This is a genomic window from Methylosinus trichosporium OB3b, from assembly GCF_002752655.1.
GTDB lineage: Bacteria > Pseudomonadota > Alphaproteobacteria > Rhizobiales > Beijerinckiaceae > Methylosinus > Methylosinus trichosporium.
The window spans coordinates 1,561,995-1,587,360 of the sequence record NZ_CP023737.1 but is presented as its reverse complement, the minus strand read 5'-3'; the positions used below and the strand labels follow the sequence as shown (position 1 = coordinate 1,587,360).

Annotated in this window: 37 protein-coding genes; 14 read left to right on the top strand and 23 right to left on the bottom strand. The window is 66.7% G+C overall.

Annotation, left to right across the window (positions count from 1 at the left end):
* Positions 1 to 3: 3 nt before the first annotated feature.
* Positions 4 to 657, bottom strand: coding sequence for an ABC transporter ATP-binding protein (locus tag CQW49_RS07670; protein ID WP_003611130.1), 654 nt, complete (start codon positions 655 to 657; stop codon positions 4 to 6).
* Between the two features lie 255 nt (positions 658 to 912).
* On the opposite strand from CQW49_RS07670, the gene CQW49_RS07665 reads away from it, so the two are divergent.
* Positions 913 to 3,075, top strand: a complete 2,163-nt coding sequence (locus CQW49_RS07665; RefSeq protein WP_244441326.1) for a glycosyltransferase family 2 protein — start codon at positions 913 to 915, stop codon at positions 3,073 to 3,075.
* Between the two features lie 15 nt (positions 3,076 to 3,090).
* Positions 3,091 to 4,551, top strand: coding sequence for a putative sugar O-methyltransferase (locus CQW49_RS07660; protein ID WP_003611132.1), 1,461 nt, complete (start codon positions 3,091 to 3,093; stop codon positions 4,549 to 4,551).
* A gap of 59 nt (positions 4,552 to 4,610) precedes the next feature.
* On the opposite strand, the gene CQW49_RS07655 is transcribed toward CQW49_RS07660, so the two are convergent.
* From CQW49_RS07655 to CQW49_RS07550, 21 genes are all read right to left on the bottom strand, one after another.
* Positions 4,611 to 5,066, bottom strand: coding sequence for a carboxymuconolactone decarboxylase family protein (locus CQW49_RS07655; RefSeq protein WP_003611133.1), 456 nt, complete (start codon positions 5,064 to 5,066; stop codon positions 4,611 to 4,613).
* A gap of 149 nt (positions 5,067 to 5,215) precedes the next feature.
* Entirely contained in the window at positions 5,216 to 6,199 is a 984-nt protein-coding gene (gene coaA, locus CQW49_RS07650; protein ID WP_003611134.1) for a type I pantothenate kinase, read from the bottom strand.
* Positions 6,196 to 6,522: a phosphoribosyl-ATP diphosphatase gene (locus tag CQW49_RS07645; protein WP_003611135.1), complete on the bottom strand. Its 327-nt coding sequence runs from the start codon at positions 6,520 to 6,522 to the stop codon at positions 6,196 to 6,198. Before CQW49_RS07645 ends, coaA begins: the two co-directional genes overlap by 4 nt.
* Positions 6,519 to 7,295 (bottom strand): imidazole glycerol phosphate synthase subunit HisF, encoded by a 777-nt coding sequence (gene hisF, locus CQW49_RS07640; RefSeq protein ID WP_003611136.1) that lies wholly within the window; start codon positions 7,293 to 7,295, stop codon positions 6,519 to 6,521. The genes CQW49_RS07645 and hisF overlap by 4 nt, the downstream gene beginning before the upstream one ends.
* A complete protein-coding gene (locus tag CQW49_RS07635) occupies positions 7,292 to 8,293 on the bottom strand; it encodes a restriction endonuclease (protein ID WP_003611137.1) in 1,002 nt (333 codons plus the stop codon). The genes hisF and CQW49_RS07635 overlap by 4 nt, the downstream gene beginning before the upstream one ends.
* Positions 8,294 to 8,533: 240 nt before the next feature.
* A complete protein-coding gene (gene hisA / locus CQW49_RS07625) occupies positions 8,534 to 9,283 on the bottom strand; it encodes a 1-(5-phosphoribosyl)-5-[(5-phosphoribosylamino)methylideneamino]imidazole-4-carboxamide isomerase (protein ID WP_024749887.1) in 750 nt (249 codons plus the stop codon).
* Complete coding sequence (hisH, locus tag CQW49_RS07620) at positions 9,271 to 9,921, bottom strand: imidazole glycerol phosphate synthase subunit HisH (RefSeq protein WP_003611140.1); 651 nt, start codon at positions 9,919 to 9,921, stop codon at positions 9,271 to 9,273. The genes hisA and hisH overlap by 13 nt, the downstream gene beginning before the upstream one ends.
* Positions 9,918 to 10,382 (bottom strand): DUF2628 domain-containing protein, encoded by a 465-nt coding sequence (locus CQW49_RS07615; protein WP_003611141.1) that lies wholly within the window; start codon positions 10,380 to 10,382, stop codon positions 9,918 to 9,920. Before CQW49_RS07615 ends, hisH begins: the two co-directional genes overlap by 4 nt.
* Before the next feature lie 18 nt (positions 10,383 to 10,400).
* Positions 10,401 to 10,994 carry an imidazoleglycerol-phosphate dehydratase HisB gene (hisB, locus tag CQW49_RS07610; protein WP_003611144.1) on the bottom strand — a complete coding sequence of 198 codons (594 nt, stop codon included), beginning with the start codon at positions 10,992 to 10,994 and terminating at the stop codon, positions 10,401 to 10,403.
* 122 nt (positions 10,995 to 11,116) lie between these two features.
* Positions 11,117 to 11,551 (bottom strand): very short patch repair endonuclease, encoded by a 435-nt coding sequence (locus tag CQW49_RS07605; RefSeq protein WP_003611145.1) that lies wholly within the window; start codon positions 11,549 to 11,551, stop codon positions 11,117 to 11,119.
* Positions 11,548 to 12,690, bottom strand: coding sequence for a DNA cytosine methyltransferase (locus tag CQW49_RS07600; protein ID WP_024749888.1), 1,143 nt, complete (start codon positions 12,688 to 12,690; stop codon positions 11,548 to 11,550). Before CQW49_RS07600 ends, CQW49_RS07605 begins: the two co-directional genes overlap by 4 nt.
* Before the next feature lie 255 nt (positions 12,691 to 12,945).
* Entirely contained in the window at positions 12,946 to 13,896 is a 951-nt protein-coding gene (locus CQW49_RS07595) for a tyrosine-type recombinase/integrase (protein ID WP_003615818.1), read from the bottom strand.
* Complete coding sequence (locus CQW49_RS07590; RefSeq protein WP_157926074.1) at positions 13,893 to 14,228, bottom strand: helix-turn-helix domain-containing protein; 336 nt, start codon at positions 14,226 to 14,228, stop codon at positions 13,893 to 13,895. The genes CQW49_RS07595 and CQW49_RS07590 overlap by 4 nt, the downstream gene beginning before the upstream one ends.
* 57 nt (positions 14,229 to 14,285) lie before the next feature.
* Positions 14,286 to 14,414, bottom strand: a complete 129-nt coding sequence (locus CQW49_RS26050) for a hypothetical protein (protein ID WP_003615822.1) — start codon at positions 14,412 to 14,414, stop codon at positions 14,286 to 14,288.
* A gap of 282 nt (positions 14,415 to 14,696) precedes the next feature.
* Positions 14,697 to 14,927, bottom strand: coding sequence for a hypothetical protein (locus tag CQW49_RS07580; protein WP_003615826.1), 231 nt, complete (start codon positions 14,925 to 14,927; stop codon positions 14,697 to 14,699).
* Between the two features lie 34 nt (positions 14,928 to 14,961).
* Positions 14,962 to 15,246, bottom strand: coding sequence for a hypothetical protein (locus tag CQW49_RS07575; protein ID WP_155931296.1), 285 nt, complete (start codon positions 15,244 to 15,246; stop codon positions 14,962 to 14,964).
* Positions 15,239 to 15,523, bottom strand: a complete 285-nt coding sequence (locus tag CQW49_RS07570; RefSeq protein ID WP_003615830.1) for a hypothetical protein — start codon at positions 15,521 to 15,523, stop codon at positions 15,239 to 15,241. The genes CQW49_RS07575 and CQW49_RS07570 overlap by 8 nt, the downstream gene beginning before the upstream one ends.
* Before the next feature lie 27 nt (positions 15,524 to 15,550).
* Positions 15,551 to 16,039 carry a hypothetical protein gene (locus CQW49_RS07565; protein WP_003615831.1) on the bottom strand — a complete coding sequence of 163 codons (489 nt, stop codon included), beginning with the start codon at positions 16,037 to 16,039 and terminating at the stop codon, positions 15,551 to 15,553.
* Positions 16,040 to 16,045: 6 nt separating this feature from the next.
* A complete protein-coding gene (locus CQW49_RS07560) occupies positions 16,046 to 18,295 on the bottom strand; it encodes a ParB/RepB/Spo0J family partition protein (protein ID WP_003615833.1) in 2,250 nt (749 codons plus the stop codon).
* Positions 18,292 to 18,501, bottom strand: a complete 210-nt coding sequence (locus tag CQW49_RS07555; protein ID WP_003615834.1) for a hypothetical protein — start codon at positions 18,499 to 18,501, stop codon at positions 18,292 to 18,294. Before CQW49_RS07555 ends, CQW49_RS07560 begins: the two co-directional genes overlap by 4 nt.
* A complete protein-coding gene (locus tag CQW49_RS07550; RefSeq protein WP_024749889.1) occupies positions 18,498 to 18,890 on the bottom strand; it encodes a hypothetical protein in 393 nt (130 codons plus the stop codon). The genes CQW49_RS07555 and CQW49_RS07550 overlap by 4 nt, the downstream gene beginning before the upstream one ends.
* Before the next feature lie 126 nt (positions 18,891 to 19,016).
* Here CQW49_RS07550 and CQW49_RS07545 point away from each other — a divergent pair, with 126 nt between their 5' ends.
* A complete protein-coding gene (locus CQW49_RS07545; RefSeq protein WP_003612596.1) occupies positions 19,017 to 19,514 on the top strand; it encodes a DUF6232 family protein in 498 nt (165 codons plus the stop codon).
* 252 nt (positions 19,515 to 19,766) lie between these two features.
* On the opposite strand, the gene CQW49_RS07535 is transcribed toward CQW49_RS07545, so the two are convergent.
* Positions 19,767 to 20,363: a S24 family peptidase gene (locus tag CQW49_RS07535; RefSeq protein ID WP_003612597.1), complete on the bottom strand. Its 597-nt coding sequence runs from the start codon at positions 20,361 to 20,363 to the stop codon at positions 19,767 to 19,769.
* Positions 20,364 to 20,434: 71 nt separating this feature from the next.
* On the opposite strand from CQW49_RS07535, the gene CQW49_RS07530 reads away from it, so the two are divergent.
* The 11 genes from CQW49_RS07530 (at position 20,435) to CQW49_RS07480 (ending at position 25,364) form a co-directional block, all read left to right on the top strand.
* Entirely contained in the window at positions 20,435 to 20,692 is a 258-nt protein-coding gene (locus CQW49_RS07530; RefSeq protein WP_003612598.1) for a helix-turn-helix domain-containing protein, read from the top strand.
* Entirely contained in the window at positions 20,689 to 20,919 is a 231-nt protein-coding gene (locus CQW49_RS07525; RefSeq protein ID WP_003612599.1) for a hypothetical protein, read from the top strand. Before CQW49_RS07530 ends, CQW49_RS07525 begins: the two co-directional genes overlap by 4 nt.
* Positions 20,920 to 21,223: 304 nt before the next feature.
* Positions 21,224 to 21,601 (top strand): hypothetical protein, encoded by a 378-nt coding sequence (locus tag CQW49_RS07520; RefSeq protein WP_155931297.1) that lies wholly within the window; start codon positions 21,224 to 21,226, stop codon positions 21,599 to 21,601.
* Positions 21,602 to 21,632: 31 nt separating this feature from the next.
* Positions 21,633 to 22,037, top strand: a complete 405-nt coding sequence (locus CQW49_RS07515) for a hypothetical protein (protein WP_003612602.1) — start codon at positions 21,633 to 21,635, stop codon at positions 22,035 to 22,037.
* Positions 22,022 to 22,309 carry a DUF2312 domain-containing protein gene (locus CQW49_RS07510; RefSeq protein WP_003612604.1) on the top strand — a complete coding sequence of 96 codons (288 nt, stop codon included), beginning with the start codon at positions 22,022 to 22,024 and terminating at the stop codon, positions 22,307 to 22,309. The genes CQW49_RS07515 and CQW49_RS07510 overlap by 16 nt, the downstream gene beginning before the upstream one ends.
* A gap of 37 nt (positions 22,310 to 22,346) precedes the next feature.
* Positions 22,347 to 22,706: a hypothetical protein gene (locus CQW49_RS07505; RefSeq protein WP_003612606.1), complete on the top strand. Its 360-nt coding sequence runs from the start codon at positions 22,347 to 22,349 to the stop codon at positions 22,704 to 22,706.
* Positions 22,699 to 22,953, top strand: a complete 255-nt coding sequence (locus tag CQW49_RS07500; protein WP_003612607.1) for a hypothetical protein — start codon at positions 22,699 to 22,701, stop codon at positions 22,951 to 22,953. Before CQW49_RS07505 ends, CQW49_RS07500 begins: the two co-directional genes overlap by 8 nt.
* Positions 22,953 to 23,309 (top strand): SANT/Myb-like DNA-binding domain-containing protein, encoded by a 357-nt coding sequence (locus CQW49_RS07495; protein ID WP_003612608.1) that lies wholly within the window; start codon positions 22,953 to 22,955, stop codon positions 23,307 to 23,309. Before CQW49_RS07500 ends, CQW49_RS07495 begins: the two co-directional genes overlap by 1 nt.
* Positions 23,306 to 23,869, top strand: a complete 564-nt coding sequence (locus tag CQW49_RS07490) for a hypothetical protein (protein WP_003612609.1) — start codon at positions 23,306 to 23,308, stop codon at positions 23,867 to 23,869. Before CQW49_RS07495 ends, CQW49_RS07490 begins: the two co-directional genes overlap by 4 nt.
* Positions 23,866 to 24,870 carry an MT-A70 family methyltransferase gene (locus CQW49_RS07485; RefSeq protein WP_003612612.1) on the top strand — a complete coding sequence of 335 codons (1,005 nt, stop codon included), beginning with the start codon at positions 23,866 to 23,868 and terminating at the stop codon, positions 24,868 to 24,870. The genes CQW49_RS07490 and CQW49_RS07485 overlap by 4 nt, the downstream gene beginning before the upstream one ends.
* Complete coding sequence (locus CQW49_RS07480; RefSeq protein ID WP_003612614.1) at positions 24,867 to 25,364, top strand: hypothetical protein; 498 nt, start codon at positions 24,867 to 24,869, stop codon at positions 25,362 to 25,364. Before CQW49_RS07485 ends, CQW49_RS07480 begins: the two co-directional genes overlap by 4 nt.
* Positions 25,365 to 25,366: the final 2 nt, after the last annotated feature.

The window sequence follows — 25,366 nt, the reverse complement described above, 5'->3', positions numbered from 1 at the left end:
CCGCTATCTGTTCATCCGATTATAGAACTCGGCGGCTTTGCCGACCGTTTCGAACATCAGCAGCTGACCATCGACCAGCACGCCCGCCCGGTCGCAATAGCGGGCCACCGAGCTCATGGAGTGCGATACATAGATGACGCTCGTGTTCTTGCGTCGCTGCGCGAACACCTCCGCGCAGCGCTTCTGAAAGCGCGAATCGCCGACGCCGGTGATCTCGTCGATCAGAAAGACGTCGAAATCGATGGCCATCGACATACCAAAATTGAGCTTGGCCGACATGCCGGTGGAGTAGGTCTTGACCGGCGCGTCGAGATAATCGCCGAGCTCGGCGAAATCCTCGACGAAAGCAGCCGCTTTGCGCGGGTCGGCGCCATAGATGCGCGCGACGAAATGCACATTCTCGCGGCCGGTCAGCTGCGGATGCACGCCGCCGGCGAAGCCGAGCGGCCAGGAGACGCGCACGGACCGGATCACCCGGCCGGAGTTCGGCAGCGCCGTGCCGGCGATGATCTTCAACATCGTGGATTTCCCCGCGCCGTTGACGCCGAGAACTCCATAGGAATGGCTGGTGTCGAAGACCGTCGAGACATGGTCGAGAACGACCTTCGTATGCCGTTCCGTCTTGAAGAATTTGAACACCTTGTTCAATTGGATCATCGTTGACGTTCGGCTCCGATCGATTCCCCCCGGACGCGATGAACGAGGGGCCTTATACCCTGCCGTCCCGCTTTCGTCCATGCCGGGCGCCGGCCCGTCCGGCGGTCTGGCTTATTCGCCGCGGCTCGCGTATAGCACTTTTGAAACGCCGTCCGCGGCGCCGACCAGAGACGTCGGGTCGGCGCGCCGACGCATCCGAGGGTGATTGGAAACCGGGCCTTGCTGTTCAGAATTCCCTCTGTGAGACATGCGGGCTTGCGAAGACTGGGATGGGAGCGATGGCGGGCGATCGACGCCGATCCGCAATTCGTCTACGCGCCCTGGCTCGTCGGCGCCGCCTTTCTCGTATTCGAGATCGAGAACGCCGATCGTGATCTCGATCCGCGCGTCTTCCTGGATTATGGCGAGGATTTCGAGCGCGGCGAGGAGATCGAGCTGCGGCAGACGCGCGACGGCGTCTATGTCGTCGCCGTGAAGAGCTTCGGACGCGTGCGGCGCGTGCGCTTCGATCCTGCTTCCTTTCCCTCGCTCTTCGCCTTTCGCGCCTTCGCCGCGCGCGACGAGAAATCCGTGCGCGCCTTCGTCGGAGGCAAGCTGCGCAAGGCCGCGATGAACGGCGTCGCCGCCCCCTGCTGCGAGATCGTGGCGCGCGCCGGCGCCGACGATCTTTCCGCCCTCGGCCCGCGCGCGACCAAGATTCGCGGCGTTCCCCAGCATTTCGACCAGGTGATCGCCATGGCGATGAGTCGCTATGGCCATGCGGCGCCCTGGGAGGGCGAGCGTCCGCTGATCTCCTTTCTCACGCCCGTCTATAATACGAAGGCGTCCTATCTCGACCAGCTCGTCGATTCGTTTCGGCTCCAGCGGCCGGGCGCAGCCGAGCTGATCCTCGCCGACGACGGCTCGACGACGCGCGAAACCATCGACTGGCTCGACCGCCACGTCGATGATCCGCGCTTGACGATTCTGCGCGCCCCGGCCAATCGTGGCATCGCCGCGGCGACCAATATGGCGCTCTTCGCCGCGACCGGCGAATGGGCGGCCTTCATCGACCATGACGACGCGCTCACGCCTTTCGCCGTGGACGCGGTCGTCGACGCGATCGAGCAGAATCCCGGCGCCCAATGCATCTACACGGACGAGCTCGTCACCGACGGCCAGCTGCGGCCCAAATCCTATGTGCTGAAGCCGGCCTATGATCCGGTGCTTCTGTCCGGCGTCAATTACGTCAATCATCTCTCGCTGTTCCGCCGCGCCCGGCTGATGGAGCTCGGCGGCCTGCGCCCCGGCTTCGACGGATCGCAGGATTATGATCTGCTGCTGCGCTATCTTCGCGGCCTGTCGCCCGACGAGGTCGTGCATCTGCCTTATCCCGCCTATCTCTGGCGGCGCGACGGCTCGAGCTATTCGTGCAATTTCCTCGACCGCGCCACCGACAATGCGCGCCGCGCCCTTGCCGAGAATTATGCGGAAGCAGGCGCGCCGGCGCGTGTGGAGCCGGCGCTCGACGCCAATCTCCATCGCGTGCGGCTGCCGCCGCCGGGCGGCGATTGGCCGCTCGTCTCGGTGGTCGTGCCGAGCCGCGACGCCTACACGCTGATCTCGCGCCTCATGAACGATCTGACGCGCAAGACCGATTATCCGGCGCTCGAGATCATCGTCGTCGACAATGGCAGCGCCGACCCGCGCGTGCTCGCGCTCTATGACGAGATGCGTCGGACCCATCCGGCGTTTCGCGCCGAGATCGACGAGCGGCCGTTCAACTTCGCCGCGCAGGTCAATCGCGGCCTGCGCGCCGCGCGCGGCGATTGCGTGCTGCTGCTCAACAATGATGTCGAGGTGATCGACGCGGGCTGGCTGAAGGAGATGGTCTCCTGCCTGTCCTATCCGTCGACCGGCGTCGTCGGCGCGCGCCTGCTCTATCCCAACGGCTCGCTGCAGCATGCGGGCGTCATCGTCGGATTGGGCTCGGTCGCGGGGCACTGGTTCTGCGGCATGCCGGGGGAGTATCCCGGGCCGATGGCGCGGCTCAAGGTCCGTCAGTCCTTCGCCGCCGCGACCGGCGCCTGCCTGCTGATCACGCGCGCCTGCCTCGAGGCGGTCGGAGAGCTCGACGAGGAGAAATTCGCCATCGCCTATAACGACATCGACTTCTGCCTGCGGGCCGGCCGCGCCGGCTATCGCATCGTCTGGACGCCTTTCGCGACGCTCTATCATCATGAATCGGCGAGCCGTGGCAGCGACGAGACCAAGGCCAATATCGAACGGTTCCGACGCGAGCAGGAGGCGCTGCGCTCCAAATACGGCCTGCTCGATTATGACGATCCCGCTTTCAATCCCTGGTACAGCCGCGACAACGCTACGCCGCGCCTCGTGCTGCCCGCGCGGTTGCCGAAGCCGCGCCGCTTCCGCGCCTGAGCCGCGGAGCCGATCATGTGGTTCAAGCGCAAGCTCCCGGAAGATTTCGTCGGCTATGTCGACGGGAGAAGCGACCGACGTATCGCGGGTTGGGTTCACGACCGCTCGCGGCCGAACCAGCGCTTCGAGGTCGAAATTCTCTCCGCCGGCGCGGTGATCGGCGTCGTGCGCGCCGAGGATCCGCGCGTCGATCTCGCCGAGGCGGGGATCGGCGACGGCCGCTATGGATTCAGCTTCGCGCCGCCGCAGAGCGCGCCCGCGGAGACGCTCGCCGCTCGCGTGAAGGGGGGCGAATTCTGGCTGGTTTGCAAAGAGGCCGTGAAGGGGCCCGCCGCGCAGTTGATGAACTCGACCGGGCGCGGTTTGCCGCTGCTGGAGCCGACGATGTCGCTGCGCATCGCCGAGGAGCGCGACGTCGAGGTCGCCGAACGGCTGCAGACGGAATGGCGCGCCCGGGTCCGCGATTGGAAGGATCGGGGTCTCGGCGGCGGCGGCGCCATGTGGACGACGATCGTCGCCCAGCGCCATCGCCGGCTGCTGCGCCTGCTCGGCGGCCGCGATCCACGCGCGCTCGCGGTCTATCTCGTCGGCGTGCAGAAGACCTCGGCGGCCGAAGGTCTGGAGCAGGGGGCGCGCGCCTATCGCGACTTTCGCGCCGCCTCGCCGAAGGGGCGGCGCGCGGCGGTCATATCCTATCACGACATGCTGGCGTCGCTCGCCCAATATATGGGGCTGGCGCGCGCCGAATGCGCCGAGCAGAATTTCATGGGCGAGGCGATGTTCGTCGCCTCGCGCGCGCTCGCCGCTGAGATCGAGGCCGTGCTCGGCTTCGACATCGCCCCGCCCAATGTGTTCGACGGCCTGTTCGGCCTCGCCATCGAGGACCGCGTGCTCGATGGCCGCGACATTCAGGCGCTCTACGCCGCTCTGCGCGTCATCGAGGCGAGCGGGCGCGCCGCGCCGAGCGTGTGTGAGATCGGCGGCGGCTTTGGCAAGCTCGGGCGCTATGCGCTGATGCGCGGCGCGCGGCTCTACACGATCGTCGATCTGCCGACCGTCGCGGCGATGCAATATTTCTTCTTGAGCCGCGCTCTTCCCGAGGCGCGCGTCGCCTTCCGCCATCCGGCCGATGCGCCCGGCGAGACCGGCGTCGAGCTTCTCTTCGCGCCGCTCGTCGACGAGAGCGCCAAGATCGCCGCGGACATCGTTGTCAATTGCGATTCTTTTCCCGAGATGGGCGACGATGTGTGCCGCTCCTATTTCAGCAAGATCGGCGGCTGGGCGCCGCTGCTGCTCAGCATTAATCAGGAGGCCAATCGCAAGGTCGGCGAGTCCGGCGAGCGGCAATCGGTGGTCGGCCATCTGCTGCCCGACTTCGGCTTCACGCGCCTTTACCGCTTTCGCAGCTGGGTCCGCCGCGGCTATGTCGAGGAATTGTGGAGCGCGTCGGGGCAGGGCGGAAATGCGCGAGCCTGAAGGCTCGCGCTCCGAGGCGTGATCTCAACCGCGAGCCTTCAGGCTCGCTCTTTATGCGCTCACGCCGACTTCGCCGCCGCCGGCGGCGCGCGGAAGCCGATCGCGATGCGGTTGTAGGCGTTCATCAGCGAGATCGCCAAGGTGAGGTCGACGACCTCCTTCTGCGTGAAATGCTCGGAGAGCGCGACGAAATCCGCATCCGGCGCGCCGGTCTCAGCGATGCGCGTCACCGATTCGGACCAGGCGAGCGCCGCTTGCTCGCGTTCGTCGAACAGAGCGCCGGCCTCGCGCCAGACCGAGACGAGCATCAGCTTCTCGATCGTCAAACCTTCCTTCAGCAGCGCGCGCGTGTGCAGATCGACGCAATAGGCGCAGCCGTTGATCTGCGAGGCGCGCAGATAGACGAGCTCGATGAGCGCCTTCGGGAGTCCGCAATGTCCGACATAGGAATGCACGCCGGCCATCGCCTTCATGCCTTCGGGCGAGATGGAGGCGTAATCGAGTCGCTTGGTCATGAGGGCCTCCATTTACTTCTATGTTGGGCGCGCGGTTTCCTTCGGCCGTCATTGCGAGCGGAGCGAAGCAATCTAGAGCCGTGGGGCGGCCCCTGGATTGCTTCGTCGCTTCGTTCCTCGCAATGACGGCCCCTGCGCACGCGAAGCAATTACAGCTTGCGCAGCGCCACTTCCTCTATGCGATGATCCGCGCCCTTGGTCAGCACCAAGCTGGCGCGCGGGCGCGTCGGCGAGATGTTGCGGCGCAGATTTTCGAGATTGATGCGCGTCCAAATATCCTTGGCGACGCGCACCGTCTCGGCGTCGTCGAGATCTGCGTATTTCTTGAAATAAGAGCGCGGGTCGCGGAACGCCGTCTCGCGCAGGCGGCGGAAGCGGTCCACATACCATTGCTCGAGCACATCCTCCTCGGCGTGCAGATAGACCGAGAAGTCGAAGAAATCCGAGACGAAGGGGATTTCGCGCCCGTCGCCGCGCGGACGGCTGGCGAGCAGGACATTGACGCCCTCGACGATGAGAATGTCGGGACGATCGACATGGAAGAATTCGTTCGGCACGACATCATAGGTCAGATGCGAATAGACGGGCGCGGCGACATTGCGCTGGCCGGCCTTCACATCGGAGAGAAAGCGCAGCAGAGCGCGATTGTCATAGCTCTCGGGAAAGCCCTTCTTGTCCATCAGCCCGTCGCGCTCGAGCACGGCGTTCGGATAGAGGAAGCCGTCGGTGGTGACGAGTTCCACCTTCGGCGTGTTGGCCCAGCGCGACAGCAGCGCTTTGAGAATGCGCGCCGTCGTCGATTTGCCGACGGCGACCGAGCCGGCGACGCCGATGATATAGGGCATCTTGCCGTCCTCGGCGCCCAGAAACCGCTGCGTCGCCTTGAACAGGCCCTGCGTCGCTGCGACATAGAGCGCGAGCAGCCGCGAGAGCGGCAGATAGATCTCGATCACCTCCTCGAGCGAGATCGGATCGTCCAGCGATTTGAGCCGTGTCAGATCGTCGAGCGTCAGCGTCAGCGGCGTGTCGGCGCGCAGGCTCGCCCATTCGGCGCGGGTGAAGCGCCGATAGGGCGAGAGAACGGCGGCGGCCGGGGCTTGGATCGCGGCCGGGATCTCGGCCTCGGCATTCATTTGCTCTCTCCGCGCGACGCCTTCTCCGCGAGGCCCGACTGGCTGGTGCGTCGCTCCAGCTCGGCGAGCACGTCGTCGAGCGTGACGCCCGCGTCCTCGAGCAGCACCAGCAGATGATAGAGCACGTCGGCGGCCTCGCTCGTCAAGGCGCGCCTGTCGCCCTGCATCGCGGCGATCACGCTCTCCACCGCCTCCTCGCCGAATTTCTTGGCGATGCGCGGCGTTCCCGCCTCGAACAGGGTCTTGGTGTACGATTGCGCCGCCTCGGCGCCGCGCTTCGACGAGATGATCCGCGCGAGATCGGCGAGAGAAAATCCGCTCATGCGGCGCTCAGGCCGTCGAGACGCATCGCAATCCCTGCTTTCGCCATATGGAGCTTCGCCTCCTCGATGGTGAACTCGCCGAAATGGAAGATAGACGCCGCGAGCACGGCGGAAGCATGACCTTCGCGCACGCCTTCGACCAGATGGTCGAGCGTCCCGACGCCGCCCGAGGCGATGACCGGCACATCGACGGCGTCGGCGACCGCGCGGGTGAGGGCGAGGTCGAAGCCGCTTTTGGCGCCGTCGCGGTCCATCGAGGTCAGCAGGATTTCGCCGGCGCCGAGGCTCGTCACCTCTTTCGCATAGGCCACCGCGTCTATGCCGGTCGGGCGGCGCCCGCCATGGGTGAAGATTTCCCAATGGTCGCCGACCTGCTTCGCGTCTATGGCGACGACGACGCATTGCGCGCCGAATTTTTCGGCCGCCCGCCGCACGAAGTCGCGATCGGCGACGGCGGCGGAATTGATCGACGCCTTGTCGGCGCCGGCGAGCAGAAGATTGCGGATGTCGTCCTCGTTGCGCACGCCGCCGCCGACCGTGAGCGGCATGAAGCAGGCCTCCGCCGTGCGCCGCACCACATCGAGCATCACGCCGCGATTCTCATGGCTCGCGGTGATGTCGAGGAAGCATAATTCATCGGCGCCGGCGGCGTCATAGGCGATGGCGCATTCGACCGGATCGCCGGCGTCGCGCAGATCGACGAAATTGACGCCTTTGACGACGCGGCCTTCTTTCACGTCGAGGCAGGGGATGAGGCGGGATTTGAGAGTCATAGCGGCCAGTATATGGGAGTTAGAGGCAGAATTTGCCGTCCTTGCTCGTCGAAATTCGAGTAGGCTCTCAGGACGGCCTTGATCAGATTTTCGAAGTCGAGGAGCGTCAGCGGGATATTCGATCTTTCTGCCTCATAATATGCCTCTCGGGTGAACCCCCCGGTGCTGACAAACAAACCGCTCTCATGCGCTTTACGTCCGCCTATGAAGCTCCGGATTTCAGGCGCGCCCATCCTTTCGCGCGGCCGGTGCTTGACCTCCACGACGATCCTGGGAGCTTGAAACCCGAAGCCGTCCGGCGAGGCAAGAATATCCTTTCCACGATCCGCTCCCGGCTGCGACACCAATGTCTTGTATCCAAGAGCGCGCAGGAGACTCGCCACCAAGTCTTGCATTGTATACTCGTCGAGGCGAGCGATCCGATCTTTGATCTTTTCGTCGGCCAGTTCCGACAACTCGATAGCGGAAAAATCGAATGCACCAATTGCTTCCTTCGGAACGACTGGAGTTACGGGAGCCGGCCGTCGAGATTCGGACCACAATTCAGACGAAACGCTTGCCGGGATGGCGAACAAGGTGAGCGTGGCGCCGAGGGTGTTGCGAGCGGCGACAGACAAATCGTCGCGTGATTTTTCACATAGCCACTCGACATTGCGACGGTTGGTGAGCTCGAATGGGCCGCTGGTCGCGGGATGGAATTCACAACGACCTTTTATCAGGCCACACAGATACATACGCGCGCGTGGATCGTAAGTCACCACGCGATCATCTATTTTCACTTCATGCGCGAAACGCATGAGCTGACTGGCTGCGACGAAGAGCGCTTGCTCTGGCAAGTCGGCATAAACCCGCTGGAGTTTGCTGCAAAGCGCAGCCTTGTCCATGAGATCGCTCTCGGATTCGACCCCCTCCCATCCCAAGGCGACGATCGATGATTCCTTGAACTGATCGAACAGATAGCCGTGACGACCGGCCCGGACCATCCACGTGTCGACCATTTCAGTTCGCTTTCCACGATCGCAAGCGGGGAGGATCGTATATCAGAAAATAGAAAAAAGCGGCTGCTAGCGAGAGGATCGGCGCAGCAGCCAAGCTCAACAGGAAGAATGCCAGCACAACTTGGTCGTGCAACGCGTAGGCTGCAAGGAGAGCAGTCGGAGTAGTTATCGCCACGAGCTTGATCAGCGGCTCCAGCGCGCTGCTTCTCCGCACAAGGCGATAGAGTCTCTGGTCCGGCCTCACACCGCCTCCTTCGCCGCGCGGATCAGCGCCAGCGCTTCGGCCGGGTCGAGCCGCCCGTCATAGAGCGCGCGGCCGGTGATCGCGCCTGCGAGCTTCTTGCAGTCGGGCTGCAGCAGGCGCTCGATATCGGCGAGCGAGGCGAGGCCGCCCGAGGCGATCACCGGAATCGTCAGCGCGTCGGCGAGCGCCAGCGTCGCCTCCATGTTCAGCCCCTTCAGCACGCCGTCGCGCGCAATATCGGTGTAGACGATAGCCGAGACGCCGGCGTCCTCGAAGCTGCGGCCCAAATCCTGCGCCGAGACATGGGTGCGGCGCGCCCAGCCTTCCACCGCGACGAATCCATCCTTGGCGTCGACGCCGACGGCGATGCGGCCGGGATAGAGCCGCGCCGCCTCGCGCACCAGCGCCGGATCGCGCACCGCCGCCGTGCCGATGATGATGCGCGAGACGCCTTTCTCCAGCCAGCGCGCGATGGTGCGCATCTCGCGAATGCCGCCGCCGAGCTGCACGGGGATCTTGATCGTCGCCAGAATCGACTCGACCGCGAGCGCGTTCATCGGCGCGCCGGCGAAGGCTCCGTCGAGATCGACCACATGCAGATAGTCGAAGCCTTGGGCCTCGAAGGCGGCGGCCTGCGCCGCCGGATCCTCGTTGAACACCGTCGCGGAGGACATCTCGCCCTCGACGAGACGCACGCATTGACCTTCCTTCAGGTCGATCGCGGGAAACAGAATCACGGACGCCACCTCAGAAAATTGCCGATCAGAGCGAGGCCGAGGGTCTGGCTCTTCTCGGGATGGAACTGTGTGCCGACGAGATTGTCGCGGGCGACGACCGCGGTCAGCGCGTCGCCGTAGTCCGTCGTCGCGACGACATGCGCGCGAGAGGTCGGCAGGAATTGGTAGGAATGCACGAAATAGGCGTGGAGCCCGTTCGCGCCGGCAGCGATGCCTTCGAGCAGCGCATGCGGTCGCGCCAGCTCCAGCGTGTTCCAGCCCATATGCGGAATTTTGAGGCTCGCGTCCTTCGGCTCGATCGCCGCCACATCGCCGGCGATCCAGTCGAGGCCCGATGTCTCGCCATGCTCGAGGCCGCGCGTCGCCATCAGCTGCATGCCGACGCATATGCCGAGAAAGGGCCGTCCGCGCTCGATCGCCGCCTCGCGCAGCGCCTCGTCCAGCCCCGGGCGGGCGGCGAGGCCGGCGCGGCAATCGCGGAAGGCGCCGACGCCGGGCAGGCAGATGCGCTCGGCCCGGCGCACGATCTCCGGATCGTCGGTCACGCAAATCTTTGTCGCGGAGCCGCTCTCGCGAGCCGCCCGCTCGAAGGCCTTCAGCGCCGAATGCAGATTGCCCGAGCCATAATCGATGATCGCCGTCGTCACGGCCGCAACTCCTCGAACAATCCGCCGATCGCCGGGCGCGTCGCCGCGGCGCCGCCCGCCGCCGAGCCTCCCGCGCTCACGCCGCTCGGCTGGAGCGAGCCGAAAAACGCCTCCTCGGCCTCGCTCAGGCTTTCCGCGACGATCACCGCGCTCTCGGAAAAGCCCCGGCGCGCCAGCGACCAGGCGACGAGACGCGAGCCCTCGAGGCCGAGCAGGACGCCGAGCGCGATCTCGAGCGCGGACGCCGCCTCGGGCGAGAGCCCCGCCGCCGCCAGCGCGCCGATGGCGACGAGCAGGACGGTCCACAGCGCGGCCGGGAGCCAGGCGCGGCGCCACAGCAGCCACAGCGGCCCGAGCGCGAAGGCGGCGAGAGAAAATCCGTCGCGCAGAAAGACGATGCGCTCGGGCGTCGGCCTCTCGCCCCAACGCCCCTGCGGGATATGCACGGTATAGACGGCCATCGGCCCGCCTCTCCTCGATCAGTCGGTGAGCGTGCCCTTGGTCGAGGGAACGACGCCGCCGCGGCGCGGATCGAGCGCCGCCGCCTTGCCGAGCGCCCGGGCGAAGCCCTTGAAGCAGCACTCGGCTATATGATGCGAATTGACCCCGCGCAGTGACTCGACATGCAGCCCGATGCGCGCATTGGTCGCGAAAGCCTGGAAGAACTCGCGCGTGAGCTCGGTGTCGAACGCGCCGATCTTGGCCGAGGGAAAGGCGACGTCATAGACGAGGAAGGGCCGCCCCGAGATATCGACCACGACGCGGGCCAGCGCCTCGTCCAGCGGCACATGAGCGTCGCCATAGCGGGCGATGCCCTTGCGGTCGCCGAGCGCCCTGTCCACCGCCTGGCCGAGCGCGATGCCGACGTCCTCCACCGTATGGTGCCCGTCGATATGCAGGTCGCCCTCGGCCGCGACGGAGAGGTCGAGCGGCGCGTGGCGGGCGATCTGATCGAGCATATGGTCGAAGAAGCCGATGCCCGTGGCGATGTCGGACCGCCCCGCGCCGTCGAGGTCGACGGCGACGGAAATCTTCGTCTCTTTGGTGTTGCGCTCGATGCTGGCGCTGCGCATGGGGGTCGACCTGTCTCTGATTCTCTTGGGGCCGCAGGGGTATATAGACGGGCCGTCGCCGGCTTGTAGCAATTTGCCGGCCGCTTTGCCAGAAGCGCGGCCGCGGTCCGGGCGCTGCGATCCTACTCTTCGTCGGCCCGGCCGGCTCTCCGTTGCAACCGCGCGAGCCGGCCCTCGAGCCGCGGGAGGTCGAAGGCCTCGCATTCCCAGATCAATGCGACATGGAAGCCCTGCGCCCGCAGGGCCCACGCCTTGCGCGCGTCGCGGGCGCGGTTGGCGGCGAATTTCTCGAGCCAGAAGGCGCGGTTCTGCTTGGGAATCGTCCCGCGCGGGCAGGGCTTGTGATGATGCCAGAAGCAGCCGTTCACGAAGATCGCCCATTTGCGCTTCCGATTGGCGAAGTCCGGCGTCCCGGGCAGCGCCTTGCAATTGCGCCGATAGAAGAGCCCGGCGCGCCGAAGGCCGAGCGCCACCGCCTCCTCGGCCCCGGTGCGGGACTGGCGCACGCGCTTCATCAGCGCCGAGCGGGCGGGGTCGCCGGCCTTCGGCGTCTTCATCGCCGCTCCAGCGCCCGCATCGCGGAAAGATGCGCCGCCACCGCCTCGCGAAAGCCGGGCTCGAAGCGAAGCCGCGCCCGCTCCGTGCGCGCGAGGAAGCCGGCGCTGGCGCGCGCCGAGAGCGGCTTGCCGGGATGGTCGAGAAAGAGGTGCAGCGGGTCCCGCGGCTCCCACAGCGGGAAATCGGAGAGGGCGACGGCGCGCCGCTCGCCGCCGTCGAAGCGCGCCGCGCGCGGCCAGCGCGCGCCGGCCGCGAGCGTCCCGCCGTCGCGGGCGCGATCATAGCGGCCGGGGGCGGCGAGGCGCCCGCCCGCCCATTGCGCGACGGGGACGCTCACCGCATTGCCGATGAGCGACCAGCGCCAGGAGGCGCGGGCGAGCGCCTCGGCCGGCGCGGTCCAATCGGCGGGAAAGCCTTGCAGCCGCTCGGCGTCGCGAATATCCGGGGTGACGACTCCGCCGCCGGGCAGCAGAATGGCCGGCGGCGAGGCGATGCCGAGCGTCGAGCCATTCTTCAAGGTCGGCACGGCGTCGGGCGCCCAGCCGAGGCCGCGCACCCCTTCCGTCCAGTAAAATCCGTGGGCGAGGGCGCCGAGCGCGGCGCGGCGCAGCGCCGGCGCCCCCTCGTCGACGAGCAGCACATCGGCAGGATCGCCCGCGAGAGAGGCGAGGAACAGCACGCGTTGGCGGCGCTGCGGCAGAAAGGCGAGCGTGTCGACGACGCGATAGGCCCAGAGATAGCCGCGCTCCTCGAAGGCGGCGACGAGCCGCGCCATGGCCCGGCCGCCGTCGAGCCGCAGCATGAAGGAGACGTTCTCCAAGAGCACGAAGGGGGCGCGGCCGGCGTCGAGCAGGCGAAAGACATGGGCGACGAGGCCGGATTTTAGCCCCTCTATGCCGGCGGTGCGGCCGGCCTGGCTCAAATCCTGGCACGGAAAGCCGGCGGCGACGAGCTCCGTTCCGCCGGGCAGGCGCCGCAGCGAGGCGATGTCGCCGGCATTGGGAAGCCCGGGAAAGCGCGCCGCCAGCACGCCGGCGGCGAGCGGCCAATTCTCCGCGACGAGCAGACACTCATGCCCGGCGCGCGCCAGCCCGAGCTCGAGGCCGCCGATCCCGGCGAACAGGCCGACGGTCTTCATGGGCTCGCAAGGGGGTCGATTCGGGCAGGCGTCACGCCGACGATTGACGAGCACGGGCGCGGATCTGTCAAGCCGGGCGCGGCTTCGTGTCGAGAGTTGGGAATATATCGGAAAAATGCGTTCATCCGCCGATCCGCGCTGCGCGCCTCCTTGCCCCGGCCGAGGAAAAAACCTATAAAACCCACGCGTTTCCGGCGGAGCGCGGGCGTAGTTCAGTGGTAGAACGACAGCTTCCCAAGCCGCGGCGCAAACATCTCACATAGACTTGTTATTCTTAGCTTTTCTCGCCTTGTCGGGGGAGGCCTGCGGGATTTCTGCGGGACTTTCGGTTTGCGGGGCGACCGGCGTCGCGACCGGCGCGGCCTTGTTCAGCGCCGCGCGCAGATCGTCCTCGGTCACATGGGCGTAGCGCATCGTCGTGGTGATGCGGCGATGGCGCAGGGCCTTTTGCGCGGCGGCGAGATTGCCGGTGGCGCGCACCAGGCGCGTCGCCGCCGTGTGGCGCAGATCGTGGAGGCGAAGGTCCGTCAGCTTGGCGGCGCGGCGGGCGCGCCAAAAGGCTGTGCCCAGCGTGTCGGGCTCGATCGGCACGCGCGCGCCGATCTTGCCGCCCCAGCGGTGCCGCACCTGATAGGTGAAGACGAGCTCCGCATGGCGGCCGCTCTCGGCCCGCAGAATGGCGATAGCCGCGTCGGGGAGCGGCAGCGTGTCGACCGTCCCGCCCTTGCCACGCACCACCATGCGCGCGCCGTCCAGGTCGACATCGCTCCAGGCGAGGCGGCAGGCCTCGGCCCGGCGCAGGCCGGTGATGATCAGAAAGCGGGCGATCGGGTGGAAATCCGGCCGCAGCGCCGCGAACAGGCGCGCCTCCTCGGCCGCCGTCAGCTCGCGCACGCGCTCCTGCGCCTCGGCGAGCTTGTGCTCGCCCCAGTCGACCCGGGCGACGGCCTGGCCCCAAAAGGCCGCGCGGGTGAGGATCGCGCGCAAGGGCTCGGTGACCGAGCGATTGACTGTCGCCGTCGCGACGCCCTCGGCGCGGCGGGTGGCGACGAGGCGGGCGACGAGATTATTGTCGATCGCCGGAAGCATGGTCTTATGGCCGATCTCGGCCTCGAGCCACGCCAGGAACCGCTTGATGTCCGGGGCGTCTTTGCGGTGCTGGCCCTTCTCGCCCCACCATCTGGCGCAGGCGACCGCGAAGCTCATGGGGGCGTCGCCGGAACTTTCCGCGACTTCGGCCTCTTTTTGCCGCCGGTAGGCCGTGAGCCATTTTTCTGCCTCTCGGCGAGCTGTTGCTCCCGTAGAGCCACAAAATCGATGACCTCGAAATTGAAAGTCGTAGAGCCATTCGCCCGCTTCGGCGCGCCGGTAGAGCCCTTTGATTTTTTGGATTTTTTGCATGTCGTGCTGGTCCGCTGCGAAATGAACGCCTCGAGATCGGCCGGGCGCAGGCGATAGCATGTGCGCTCGCCGCGCCCGACATTGACGTGAGGGATTATCCCGTCGCGAATCAGGTCGCGCAACTGGCGCTCGGACACGCCGAGCAGCTCGGCCGCGGCGTCGGCGGAGAGGAGGAGCGCGTTCATGAGGTCTCCTTACGCGGCCATGCCGCGCCGCGCGGCGCGCGCCTGGGCCCAGGCGAAGCGGAGCGCGGTGGGGAAGTCCAGGCCGCGGCGATGCAGCGACCACGCTTTGCGCATGATGGCGCGGCGGTCATAGGTCATTGGCGTCCAGCGTCTCGCCGGCATTGAGAGCGGCAAGCGAGTTCTCATATGTGAGGGAGCAATCTGGAAAAGCGCGCCGTAGCATTTCCAATGCGACGAAAGTGTAGGTCTCCCAATCGACGCATGAAAGATTGATAAGCGCCGGGCCATCCTCGCAAGTCGTTGCGAGGATATCCCCGTGCTTTCGGATAATCCATCGCTGTCGGTGATCGAATATGATCCAGCAATGCATGTCATGTTGACTCGACAGGTCGAACCCACAATGCGTCATCGTCGCCCCCATCAATCGGCAACCATTCGATAATCGAAGGAAACCCATTCCCGGCGAATGGGCGGCAAGGCTTTCAGTTCTCGGTCGAAGACCGAGAGCTTTTCCTCGTCATGCGTCTGCGGCGAGATGGACCGCACGAAGGCGACCACTTCGACGCCGCTGTCTGTGAGCCCGGTCCAGATACGGCACGGCGCGCCCTCGAATGTTTCGAGGCGATCGGTCGGTTCGAGTGTGAGTTTCATATGTCGCTCCTGCGAGTTCGGTCATCGAGCAAGATCATGAGGAGCCGACCTCGCTCGACACGCCGAGGTAATGCTCGCCTCGCGCGACTATGCGCGCTGTTTCTATTGCTATTTGCACGAATTGCTCTTCTGTCGGCGCAAACCCCAGGGTGTTGATCAGCTCGAAAAGCGAGCCGAGCGATTCTGTCATGAGCGCGGAGATCGTCGTCAGATCATCGCCCCCGTGGCGCGCGATGGCGAAGTCCGCCATGGCGCGCCGAATGCGCTTCTGCATCCGTTGCGCCTCTGGCGTTCCGATCGAAGTAGATGGATCAGTCATCCGGGCGACCCTCCTCGGCGCAGCCGGGCTGAAGGCTCTCGGCGACAAAAGCGTCGGCCTCGGCTCGGGTCTCGAACAGCTTGCGGCGCTCGATGGCGTGGTCGATGTCGTCGGGGGCGAAATGCACGGCGGCGAATTTCGAGGCCTCGCGAAAGATCGGGACCAGCTCGACGACATCGTCGTCGCCTTCGCAAAGGGCGTCGATATCGTTGGTCGGCATATCGACGTCGCCGGCCTTCACATAGCCGAGGAATTGCAATGCGCTCGTCTCTGTCATGATCGATCCTTGTGGTTGGAAACCGTTTCAGCCATGCGCCCTCACTCTCGGCGCGGCGGATTTCAGCCGCCAGATGCGCCATTCGGTGCGAGACACGTCCACGAAATTCTTGCGCATGATCGTTTTGACGCGCTGCTGTTGCGCGCTCATCGCCGCAATGCTGTCGTCTGACCAGTCGAGGCTCTGAGCGATCATCGTCGCGAAGGCGGCGGCGCTCTCCCGGTCGGCGAAAAAGGCGATGCGGGTTCCGTTGGGCAGGTAATGGAGGGCGCACGCCTTCACGGTCTCGGCGTCATCGAGCCAGCACCAATCCATGCCGAAATCGCCGAGGGTCCAGCCCCAGCGAGCCACTCGGCCGACATTGCTCGCAATGGCGTAGAACGACGGCGTCCAGCCCGGAAAGCTCACGTCGTCGAGCGTCGCAGGCTCCGAGTCAGTTTCGAGGATCAGCGGCAGCTCATGCGACTGGATCGGCCGATGAAAGGGCGGGTCGGCGATGAGGGGCAGATCGGTCATCGTCTCTCACTCCGCCGCCTGGGCCGTTGCGTCATCCGCCTCGAGCGCGAGGCCCTGCCAGCTCATGACGCCGTCGATCTTCTTCCGCTCTATGCCGAGGCTGTTCATCAGCGCCGCTTGCGCGGGCTTCGGCACTTTCTTGAGGCTGCGATCGGCGCGCCATTGCTCGAAGGCATCGGCGAGCGCGTCGACGCCGACATGACGGCCGCGCGCCGGTGAGACATGGTCCCGCAGGAAGGCAGCGAAATGCGAGTGATTGCTCTCGGCGCCGAGGAATTGCAGATCAGCGAGCCATGCTTTTCGCTTCGCATCGGCTTCCGCCGCGCCCGCAGCATCTGCCCCAGCCGCGTCACTTGCTCCGCCGGGCGCCGCGCCCGCAGCGTCCGCGCCAGGCGCTTCAGCAGCAGGCTCGTCATCGGGTCCACCTTCGGCCGGCTCCAGCGCATCGCCTCTCTCCTCGTCGCGTTCGATCGCCTCCACCATCGCCTCGGCGGTGGTGCGCGTGTCTTGCGGCGCGGCGGCGAGCAGCGCCGTCAGCGTCTCGGGCAGCCAGCCGCGGTCCTTGGCGAGCAGCGCCGCGCGCTCGATCAGCTTCGGCTTGCGCAGCTTGCGCGCCTCCGCGGCGGCGGCCTCGCCCTCCAGCGCGCGAATGGCCTCCTCGGCCTCCTCGCGCGGGGAGGCCTCGAATAGCGCCTTGTAGTCGAGTGTCGCGGCGACATCGGCGCGAAGCGACACATGGCGCTCGGCGAGCGCGACGAGAGCGCGCGCCTTGGTGAGCGTGATCTCCTCAGGGGCTATCGTGTGGCCGATCAGCTCGGCGAAGGCGGTGGTGAGATCAGCGAGCGGCGCTTCCGAGACAATAGCGAGCGCCGTCTCGAAGCGCATATGATGGAAGCGCGCGAGCAGCTCCGAGCGCGTCTCATAGAACAAGGTCTCGGAAGTGAGCGTGACGCCGAAATGTCCATGTGAGCAGCCGAGCGTCGCGACAGTGAGCGCCAGCGCCAGATTGAGGCTGCGGGCCGTCGCCGCGGTGAGCGCGCCACCGATCGCGGCCGCGAGAATTTCCTCGGCCTCCTTGCCGCCGGCGGGCGGCGGCAGCGGCGGCGCCTCGGGCTCCGGCTCGCGCGGCTCGCGCGGCGTCGCGGGCTTGGCGGCGCTCTTGTTGGCTGGCGGCGGCGGCGCGCGCTCCTCTTTCGGCGGCGAGGCCGGCACGGCGCGGGTGATCACCAGCGCGCCGGTGTTGTCGTAATCGGCCGTCACGCCGAGCGTGGCGCGCTCGCGCTTCGGAATGGCTCGCAACAGCGCCTTCGTCTCGATCTCCTCGCGCTCCGCGTCGGGAAGATCGATGTCCAGGAGCTTCTTCTGCTCGGCCTTGGTGTAATCCGGCGTGATGTCTTCGGGGTCCTCGTCGTCGACGACATTCGTGATCGACGCGCGGCCCCAGCCTTCGGCCTCAGCCACGCGCTCGGCCTCGGCGAGCAGCAGCGCATCGGCGGTGCGGCGGGCGATGGCGCCGTCGAGCAAGAGCACCTGCTCGTCGAAGAGGTCGTTCTCCTCCACGCGCCCGCCGGCGAGCACATAGGCGGTGCGTCGCGCCTCGTCGCCGAGGATGAACTTCGCCAGCGCATCGGTGTCGGCGATGACGTCCTGGCGCATCGCGCGCTTGACGATATAGGCGGACAAAGAGAAGCCGCCGCCGCGCGTGTGCTCGTCGAGATATTCCTCTTGCCGGGCGGTCGATCCGGCGGCGAAGGCGGTGGCGATGTCGCGATTGACCTCGCCGGTTCGCCACATATCGCGCACGCGCGGCGAGAGGCGGCCGAGCGCCAGGCGCTGGCGCACGCGCTTCTCGTCGAGCGCGAAATCGCGGGCGATGGTGGCGATGTCGAAGCCGTCCCGCTCCAGCGCCGAAAAGGCCTCGAACTCGTCGACCGGATGCAGCGGGACCTGCGTCACCGATTCCGCGAGCGCCGCCTCGCGCGCTTCGGCCTCTGTGCCGTCGAAGATGCGGACCTTCACATGTTCATCGTGCAAATCGAGCGAGCGCAGCGCGCGCCAGCGGCGGCCGCCGGCGAGGACCTGATAGGCGTCGATCGCATCGTAGAGCTTGGTGACCAATATCGGATGCAACAGCCCGCGCGCGCGGATGGTGGCGGCGAGCGTCGACACGTCGCTCTCCATGTCCTGGCGCGGATTGAGTGGCGATAGAGCGACGATGTCGCTCAAATAGACTTCAGCGTCGCGGATCGTGCTCATCGCTCGGGCCTCTCCAGAAAGCGGACGCGGGGCAGGGAGATCGTGACCATGGTCGGTGTATTTCCCGTGCCCTGGTAATGCGCGCTGGTGCGCGTGATCGTCACCGCCTCGATCGGCGGGACCGCGCGGCGCTCATGCGAGGTTTCGCGCTCTCGGCCGCGCGCGATCGTGGCGGCGAGGCGGGGCTTGGCGTCGATGGCGGTCATCGGCTTCCCCTTTCGATGCGATCGGCGATCAGCGCCAGCACCAGCGCGCCGCAGGCGGCGGCGAGATCGAGCATGGCGATGAAGACAAGCGTCGCGGCGGCGGCGTCGGCGATCGGCGCGCCGCCCAGCGCGTCGGGCAGAGCGGGCGGAATGGCCATCGCCGCGGCGGGCAGGGGAGCGCCGGCGGCGAGCGCCGCGCCGAGGCCGGCGGCGCGCATGGCCCGCGCCGTCGCCGCGATGCGCGGCAGCAGCCGCAGCGCCTCGCGCCAGGGCAGGCCGTCGCGGATGATCTCCTCGAGGAGACGCGGCTCGTCGGCGGGATCGGCGGTCGCGGCGGCGGCGTGGAAGAGGATGGTGGCGTTGTCGGGGGAGGTTGGAGGTCTGGACATGAGGTCCCTCGCAAGGCGCGAGCTGCGCTGACGAGGAATAATATGAAACTAATTGCAGCCGTCAATTAGTTTCTCATTATCCATTCTGCTAAGTTCGCGCTGTCGCGGCGCAACGCGGGTAATTTGATGACTAATCAACTGATTTTTTCGGATGAGCGGGCGATCATCACGGCGGCCATCGCCACGCTCGACGGCGTTTCCTATCCGACGGCGGCGATCAGCTCGCTATCGGTCCGCCAGGCTCCCGCGCGACATGGTTGCGCCATCGTGATTCTGTGGCTTATCGCCTTGCCCTTGCTCGCTTTCGGCGCGCTGGCCGCGCTGGTCGTCGTCGTCGAGGGGGTGCAATATTTCTCCGGGACGGCGCCGGCGGTTCACGCGCATGAGGTGCGGGAAACGATCGGGCCGGCCGGCGTCGCGCTCGTGCTCGGCCTCGTCGTGGCGAGCTTCGCGCGCCATCTCGCGCGTTCGAACGAAGTGTTCGAGCTGTGCATCGCCACCTCGGGAGCGGAACGTGTCGCGCTCGCCTCCCAAGATAAGGATTATCTCCAGCGGTTACGCACGGCGATCGAGGCGGCTATTCAGGCTGCGCATGGCGTTCGGCCGCCCCCTGCCGGCGTATAGCGCGGCATGTTGCGCGCTCGTCGCGATCTTTGAGACGAGCCTCCTCCCGCGTCTGCCACTGCATATTGGCCGGCGCGTCCGCGCCGCCGGCGCAGAGCGGCTCGATATGATCGATGATCCAGCCGGGGCAGGGGCCGGAGCGCCGTCCGGTCGCCGGACAGTGCTGCGCATGACGGAAGGCGAGTCGCGCCCAACCGCTGCGAGCGCTTTTCGCCCTCGCCGAATCGGAGCCGATAGCGAGCGGCGCGGCCGTCAGACAGGCGGCAAGGCACCCAGATAGCGCCAAGCCGAGAGCAGCTTGACGCCCTTTTCGTCCGGCGCGTTGTGAGATTTGAGCGTCCAAGTGTCTATCTGCGGACCTTCATCGATAATTTTCAACATGCAACGTCCGTCGAGCGCCTGCACGATCGCCAATTGTCCGATGAGCTGCCGAGGCGTCAAAGGCTCTGGATCATAGAGAATGAACTCGCCGTCGCAGAAGCGCGGATATTGCGAATCGCCCCGGATGATCAGGGCGGCCAGCCGTCGCTCCAGCGGCAGATAGACGGCGTCCGGGATATTGTTCTGGTCAGCGGCGTCGAGCTCCACACGGCCGGCAAGCACATAGCCGGTGACCGGAATCGCCATGGCGTCGCCCTTCATCGGGCTTTTGCCGGTCAAGAGCCAATCGAGCGAGACCCGAAAAAACGCCGCATAGCGCTTGCCGGCGCGGCTGAGGCCGGCGTGCCCGTTTTCGTGGCTGATATAGGTCGTCTTGTTCGCGCCCATGGCCTCGGCCGCGGCCGTGGCCGAGGGATAGCCGGCCGCGATGCGGGCTTGGCGAAGGCGCTCGTTGGGCTCGTCGATCATTTAATCATCATGCCGAAAAGGATGATGAGAAACTAATTGACCATGAATAATGAGTTTCATATTGTCGCCTCATGTCCCGCACCAAGCGCCTTCGCTCTCAGCTCGATTGGTCTCAGGCCCGCATCGCCGAGTTTCTCGGCGTTACGCAGGGAAATATCGCGCGCATCGAGGGCGGCGCGTCCGAATCGGGCGCGATCGGGCGGCTGCTCGATCAGCTCGAGGCCGGCGTGGCGAGCGGGGCGTTTCGCGCCGGCATGACGCCCGAGCAGGTGGTCGCCGCCATTCGCGCCGCCGCCGCCTCCCCTTTTCCGACCGAGGCCGAAGCATGACCGCACCTTGCGAGCCCCTACGTAGCGAGGCCGTGGCGGTCGACCGGCTGCTGCATCCGATCTCCCGGGCCGTCTCCGTCGAGCTGTCCGTTTGGCGCGGCGGCGAGTCGGAGACGATCGTGCTGGCGTTGCCGCGCGAGAACGCGCTCGGCCTCGCCGAGGCGCTGGCGAATGTCGCCGGCGGCCATGTTCCCCATTCGGCGGTCAAGCGCGGGAGCGGCGAGTGATGAGCGGCCGCATCGTCTTTCGCGCTTCGGCGCTCCTCTTCGCGCGGGGCCCGGTCCGCGCGTCGCGACTGGCCGGCGTTAGCGGCTACGTCCCTCCTGGGCGTTTCCTCCCAAAACTCCCCGAGGCTTCGGCCTCGGGGCTCTTTGCGTAAGGCGTTCGTTCCGCGTCGTGTCGTGATTTCAGTTCGGCCGCGGCGGCGTTGGCCCGCCGCCGCGGCGTCGCAGGGTGAATGAGATGCGCTTTCCCGACGGCTATCCTCTCGTCTCGTCCGTTTCTCCGTTGCCAACAGCATCGGGGGAAACGGTGAGAAGAGATTCGTCGAAAAGTGGAAACTATTCGTCGAACGCGCGACGCTTTTCGCGCGCGCTGGACGGGGCGGCGCGGGAGCGCGCCTGCGAATTTCTGCGCCGGGCGCATCCGGCGAAGCCCGCCGAGGCGGTCGAGGCGCGCACGGGCGGGGCGATCTCGACGGCGCGCGTGCGCAAATGGCTCGCCGGCGACGCCGCGCCGGACTTCTATGCGCTGATCCATCTCATTCGCGCCTATGGCGCCGAGTTCCTCGTCTTCGTGATCGGCGACGCGCCCGAGTCCTTGCTCGAGGCGGCGCTCGCCGAGCGCCGCGCGCGTTATCTCGCGGGCGTGAAGAAGCTCGAGGACGAAATGCAAGCGTTGCGTCGGTAGCCCGCGTTTCCTCGCATTGCGAGAGAGACATATGCGAAAATTCTGGCTGCGCGCGGCGCTCGCCGCGTCGCATTTGCGCGACTGCATTTCCGCCGGAGCCTATGCCGTCTGCACATTCGGCGTCGCTCTGGCGAATGGCTGCGATGGACTGGTGCAGCGCTGCGAGCGGCGCGCGCGCGGCGAGTTGTTTGCACAAAATGCAAACAAGGTCGGCGTGAGCGGTCTGTGGGGGCGCAGCTTCACATGGCCCGCGCCGCCGGAAGGGTGGCGAGTCGAGACGGGGGCGGACTGCGAATTTGCGCGTCGATATCTCGACCGGATTCGGCAACGCGAGATCGAAAGGCGGATTGTTTCGGCAGTCGCCAGCGGGCCGGTAGGCCCCGCGTCTTACGTCGTGACCGACGTCAATGGGCAACCGCTATGGCCGCGCTCCTGACTGTCGATGGCGCGGCGCTGCGCGGCTTCGTCGAGCGCATCGAGCGGCTCGCGGAAGAGAAGGGCGCGATCGGCGACGACATCAAGGATGTCTTCGGCGAGGCGAAGGCGCACGGCTTCGATCCGAAGATCATCCGCAAGATTATCGCGCTTCGCCGCAAGGACAAGACCGAGCGGGAGCGAGAGGACGCGCTGCTCGCGCTCTATGTCGAAGCCATCGGCGATTTTTTCGACACGCCGCTCGGCGGCGCGGCCGAGCGCGGCGATGAGTGACTGCGCGCGTCAATTTCACCAAACGAAAGGAAACGACATGCCCCTGATGACGACGGAAAAATGTTGGAGAGGCCGGACCGACTGCGTCGGCTTCGATTCGATCGAATCCGTCCCCGAAAATGTGACGGAAGAGCAGCTCGCCACGCTCGATTTCGAGCCGGAGACGTTTGTCTGCTGCGGCTTGATCGCGGCGGATTCGCGTGTGCTGCCACAGGATGCATATCGCTTCTGCTTCAAGTCGCGCGGGTCGGACAGCATGTCGGACAATGATGAGCAAGACCTCACACATGCCGCGTCCGTGATTCTCAGATCATTGGCGGTCGTCGCCACGCGCCGGGTCAATAGCGGCTGCGTCGAGGTCCCGACGATGCAGGGGCAAGGCGAAGACGATGGCTGACCTCTTCGGCGGCGCATCGGCCGGCGCGATGTTCAGATTTGCGCCCTCGAAAGAGGGCGGAAAAACTGACATCGCGATGACGCGCGACGAGATCGTGGCGCGCTTTGGTGTCGCCGATCTCAAATCCCCGCAGGCGCACAAATGCTTTCGCTGCAAGGCGTTGACGGGGACCGCGTTCGGATTTTTGAACCGGCCGGGCGGGCGGCTCGTCTTCGCCTGCACGGCGCATTTTCGGGAGTTGCAGTGATGACGCGACGGTTCACGGCGGAAGAGGATGCGCGGCTGCTGGCGCTGCGCAAGCAGTTTCCCGGCGGCAAGGGCCGGGGCGGCGTCGTCGACATTGCCGCGATCATGGAACGCCAGCCGAGCTCGGTGAGCGCGCGCTTGCGGCATCTCGGCCAAAAAGCGCCGGCCCGGCGAAAATTCACGCCCGAGGAAGATGCGCGCCTGCTGGCGCTGCACGCCGAGCATCCGAGCGCGGCGCCGCGCAAGGGCGAAACCTATTCGCATCCGATCGGCGCGCGAAAGATCGCCGCGCTCATGCAGCGCCCGGTCGGCTCGATCCAATCGCGGCTGAAGAAAATCGAGGGGAGGCAGGCGTGAGCGAGCGGGGCGAGTGGATGCAGACATATACCGGGCGGGCGTTCTACCCGCTCGATCCGCGGCCGCAGGATGTCGCGATCGACGATATCGCGCATGCGCTGGCGCATCTTTGTCGCTATGGCGGTCACTCGCGCTTCTTCTACAGCGTCGCCGAGCATAGCCTGCTGCTCGCGCGCTATGCCGCTGCCTCGCCGGACATGGCGCCGAAGGATGCGGCCGACCTCGCTTTGTGCGCTTTGCTGCACGATGCGTCCGAGGCCTATCTCGTCGATGTGCCGCGACCGTTGAAGATAATGCTGCCGCTCTATGCGGTGATGGAAGCGCGCGTGCAGGCGGCGATTGCGGCGCGCTTCGGCCTATCGCATGGCCTGTCGGGGCTGGTGCGCGATCTCGACCATCGCATTCTGACCGATGAGCGGCTGCAGCTGATGGAGACGCCGCCGCAGCCATGGGCGACGGACGCCGAGCCGCTCGGCGTGATCATCACCGGCATGTCGCCGCGGCGGGCGGAGCGCGAGTTCCTCGACGAGTTTCATCGGCTGCGATGGGGGGCGCGATGACCGCGCTCGCTCATTTCGACGCGGCGCGCGCGGCGCTCGCCGAGGCCTGCCGCATCGATCAGGCGCGCAGGATTCGCGATAGCGCCAAGGCGTTCGAGGCCTATGCGCGCGAGGCGAAGGATGGCGAGCTGATGGCGCGCGCGCTCGAATTGAGCCTGCTCGCCGAACGGCGCGCCGGCGAGCTGCTGATCACCATGGCCGAGAGCGGCGAGCGCGATGCGGGCGCGGGCGGTGATCGAAAATCACGGTCCCGCGACGGAACCGTGAAAACTCTGGCCGAGCTCGGCGTGTCGAAGAAGGAATCGGCGGCGTGGCAACAGGTCGCGCGGCTCGGCGAGCAAGAGTTCGGCGCAAAGCTCGCCGCGACGATCGGCGAGGCGCGGCGCGCGCTCATCGCCACACATGCGGAGCGCCAGGCCGCGAAGAAAGAGGCGCGGGCGCGGCGCGAGGCCGAGCTCGGCGCGGCGCAACGGGCGCTTCCGGATCGACGCTATGGCGTCGTCTATGCGGACCCGGAATGGCGTTTCGAGCCGTGGTCGCGCGAGAGCGGCATGGATCGCGCGCCGGACAATCATTATCCGACCTCCGATCTTTCGACGATCCTCGCGCGCGACGTCGCCTCGATCGCCGCGCCGGATTGCGCGCTGTTCCTGTGGGCGACGGCGCCGATGCTGCGCGAGGGGCTGGCGACGCTCGTCGCCTGGGGGTTCGAATACAAATCGCATTGCGTGTGGGTCAAGGATCGCATCGGCACCGGCTATTGGTGGCGCGCCAAGCATGAATTGCTGCTGCTCGGCGTGCGCGGCGATGTGCCGGCGCCGGCTATGGGGCTGCAATTGCCGAGCGCGATCGAGGCGCCGGTCGCCGAGCATTCGGCCAAGCCCGATGTCTTCGCCGAGCTGATCGAAATCTATTTCCCGTCGCTGCCGAAGATCGAATTGAACCGGCGCGGGCCGGCGCGGAAGGGCTGGGACGCCTGGGGCAATGAGGCCGGTTCATGAGCGAGCAGGTGCGGAAAATCTCGCTCGCCGAGCAGATACGCGCTGTCGAGGCCGCGTGGCGCATCGTCACCGGGCGCGAGCGCGCGCCGGCGCGGGCGGTGGAGCGCGAATATGCGGGCGATGTGCTGGCGCAGGCCCTGGCCTCGCTGCGCTGGCTGAAGGCCCATGAGGGCGATGTGCGGGCGGCCGTGGCGCGCGCGCCGGCGGCTGTTGCTGCGCCTTCTGTGGACGCCGCGCCGGCGGCCGAGCGCGGCAAGCCTTGCGAGTTTCCGATCGCGCGGCGCGCGGCGATGCGCTGCGCCGAGGGCGGCTTTCAGCGCTTTCTGGGCGCCGCCGATGCGGATGGCGCAGCGGCCGAGCTGCGCCGGCGCTGCGGCGTGGCGAGCCGCAAGGATTTCGATCGCGACGAGGGCGCGCGCGGACGCTGGCGCGCGCTCGAGGCGGATTATGCGGCGTGGCTGCGCTGCGCGGATGAGGGGGGCGGCGAGTCGTGATC

Coding starts and splice junctions, on each gene's coding strand:
- CQW49_RS07670 (WP_003611130.1), bottom strand. CDS start 657: ATGATCCAATTGAACAAGGTGTTCAAATTCTTCAAGACGGAACGGCAT.
- CQW49_RS07660 (WP_003611132.1), top strand. CDS start 3,091: ATGTGGTTCAAGCGCAAGCTCCCGGAAGATTTCGTCGGCTATGTCGAC.
- CQW49_RS07655 (WP_003611133.1), bottom strand. CDS start 5,066: ATGACCAAGCGACTCGATTACGCCTCCATCTCGCCCGAAGGCATGAAG.
- coaA (WP_003611134.1), bottom strand. CDS start 6,199: ATGAATGCCGAGGCCGAGATCCCGGCCGCGATCCAAGCCCCGGCCGCC.
- CQW49_RS07645 (WP_003611135.1), bottom strand. CDS start 6,522: ATGAGCGGATTTTCTCTCGCCGATCTCGCGCGGATCATCTCGTCGAAG.
- hisF (WP_003611136.1), bottom strand. CDS start 7,295: ATGACTCTCAAATCCCGCCTCATCCCCTGCCTCGACGTGAAAGAAGGC.
- CQW49_RS07635 (WP_003611137.1), bottom strand. CDS start 8,293: ATGGTCGACACGTGGATGGTCCGGGCCGGTCGTCACGGCTATCTGTTC.
- CQW49_RS07615 (WP_003611141.1), bottom strand. CDS start 10,382: ATGGCCGTCTATACCGTGCATATCCCGCAGGGGCGTTGGGGCGAGAGG.
- hisB (WP_003611144.1), bottom strand. CDS start 10,994: ATGCGCAGCGCCAGCATCGAGCGCAACACCAAAGAGACGAAGATTTCC.
- CQW49_RS07605 (WP_003611145.1), bottom strand. CDS start 11,551: ATGAAGACGCCGAAGGCCGGCGACCCCGCCCGCTCGGCGCTGATGAAG.
- CQW49_RS07600 (WP_024749888.1), bottom strand. CDS start 12,690: ATGAAGACCGTCGGCCTGTTCGCCGGGATCGGCGGCCTCGAGCTCGGG.
- CQW49_RS07595 (WP_003615818.1), bottom strand. CDS start 13,896: ATGAGCTTCGCGGTCGCCTGCGCCAGATGGTGGGGCGAGAAGGGCCAG.
- CQW49_RS26050 (WP_003615822.1), bottom strand. CDS start 14,414: ATGACCTATGACCGCCGCGCCATCATGCGCAAAGCGTGGTCGCTGCAT.
- CQW49_RS07580 (WP_003615826.1), bottom strand. CDS start 14,927: ATGAAACTCACACTCGAACCGACCGATCGCCTCGAAACATTCGAGGGC.
- CQW49_RS07575 (WP_155931296.1), bottom strand. CDS start 15,246: ATGACTGATCCATCTACTTCGATCGGAACGCCAGAGGCGCAACGGATG.
- CQW49_RS07570 (WP_003615830.1), bottom strand. CDS start 15,523: ATGACAGAGACGAGCGCATTGCAATTCCTCGGCTATGTGAAGGCCGGC.
- CQW49_RS07565 (WP_003615831.1), bottom strand. CDS start 16,039: ATGACCGATCTGCCCCTCATCGCCGACCCGCCCTTTCATCGGCCGATC.
- CQW49_RS07560 (WP_003615833.1), bottom strand. CDS start 18,295: ATGAGCACGATCCGCGACGCTGAAGTCTATTTGAGCGACATCGTCGCT.
- CQW49_RS07555 (WP_003615834.1), bottom strand. CDS start 18,501: ATGACCGCCATCGACGCCAAGCCCCGCCTCGCCGCCACGATCGCGCGC.
- CQW49_RS07550 (WP_024749889.1), bottom strand. CDS start 18,890: ATGTCCAGACCTCCAACCTCCCCCGACAACGCCACCATCCTCTTCCAC.
- CQW49_RS07545 (WP_003612596.1), top strand. CDS start 19,017: ATGACTAATCAACTGATTTTTTCGGATGAGCGGGCGATCATCACGGCG.
- CQW49_RS07535 (WP_003612597.1), bottom strand. CDS start 20,363: ATGATCGACGAGCCCAACGAGCGCCTTCGCCAAGCCCGCATCGCGGCC.
- CQW49_RS07530 (WP_003612598.1), top strand. CDS start 20,435: ATGTCCCGCACCAAGCGCCTTCGCTCTCAGCTCGATTGGTCTCAGGCC.
- CQW49_RS07525 (WP_003612599.1), top strand. CDS start 20,689: ATGACCGCACCTTGCGAGCCCCTACGTAGCGAGGCCGTGGCGGTCGAC.
- CQW49_RS07515 (WP_003612602.1), top strand. CDS start 21,633: ATGCGAAAATTCTGGCTGCGCGCGGCGCTCGCCGCGTCGCATTTGCGC.
- CQW49_RS07510 (WP_003612604.1), top strand. CDS start 22,022: ATGGCCGCGCTCCTGACTGTCGATGGCGCGGCGCTGCGCGGCTTCGTC.
- CQW49_RS07505 (WP_003612606.1), top strand. CDS start 22,347: ATGCCCCTGATGACGACGGAAAAATGTTGGAGAGGCCGGACCGACTGC.
- CQW49_RS07500 (WP_003612607.1), top strand. CDS start 22,699: ATGGCTGACCTCTTCGGCGGCGCATCGGCCGGCGCGATGTTCAGATTT.
- CQW49_RS07495 (WP_003612608.1), top strand. CDS start 22,953: ATGACGCGACGGTTCACGGCGGAAGAGGATGCGCGGCTGCTGGCGCTG.
- CQW49_RS07485 (WP_003612612.1), top strand. CDS start 23,866: ATGACCGCGCTCGCTCATTTCGACGCGGCGCGCGCGGCGCTCGCCGAG.
- CQW49_RS07480 (WP_003612614.1), top strand. CDS start 24,867: ATGAGCGAGCAGGTGCGGAAAATCTCGCTCGCCGAGCAGATACGCGCT.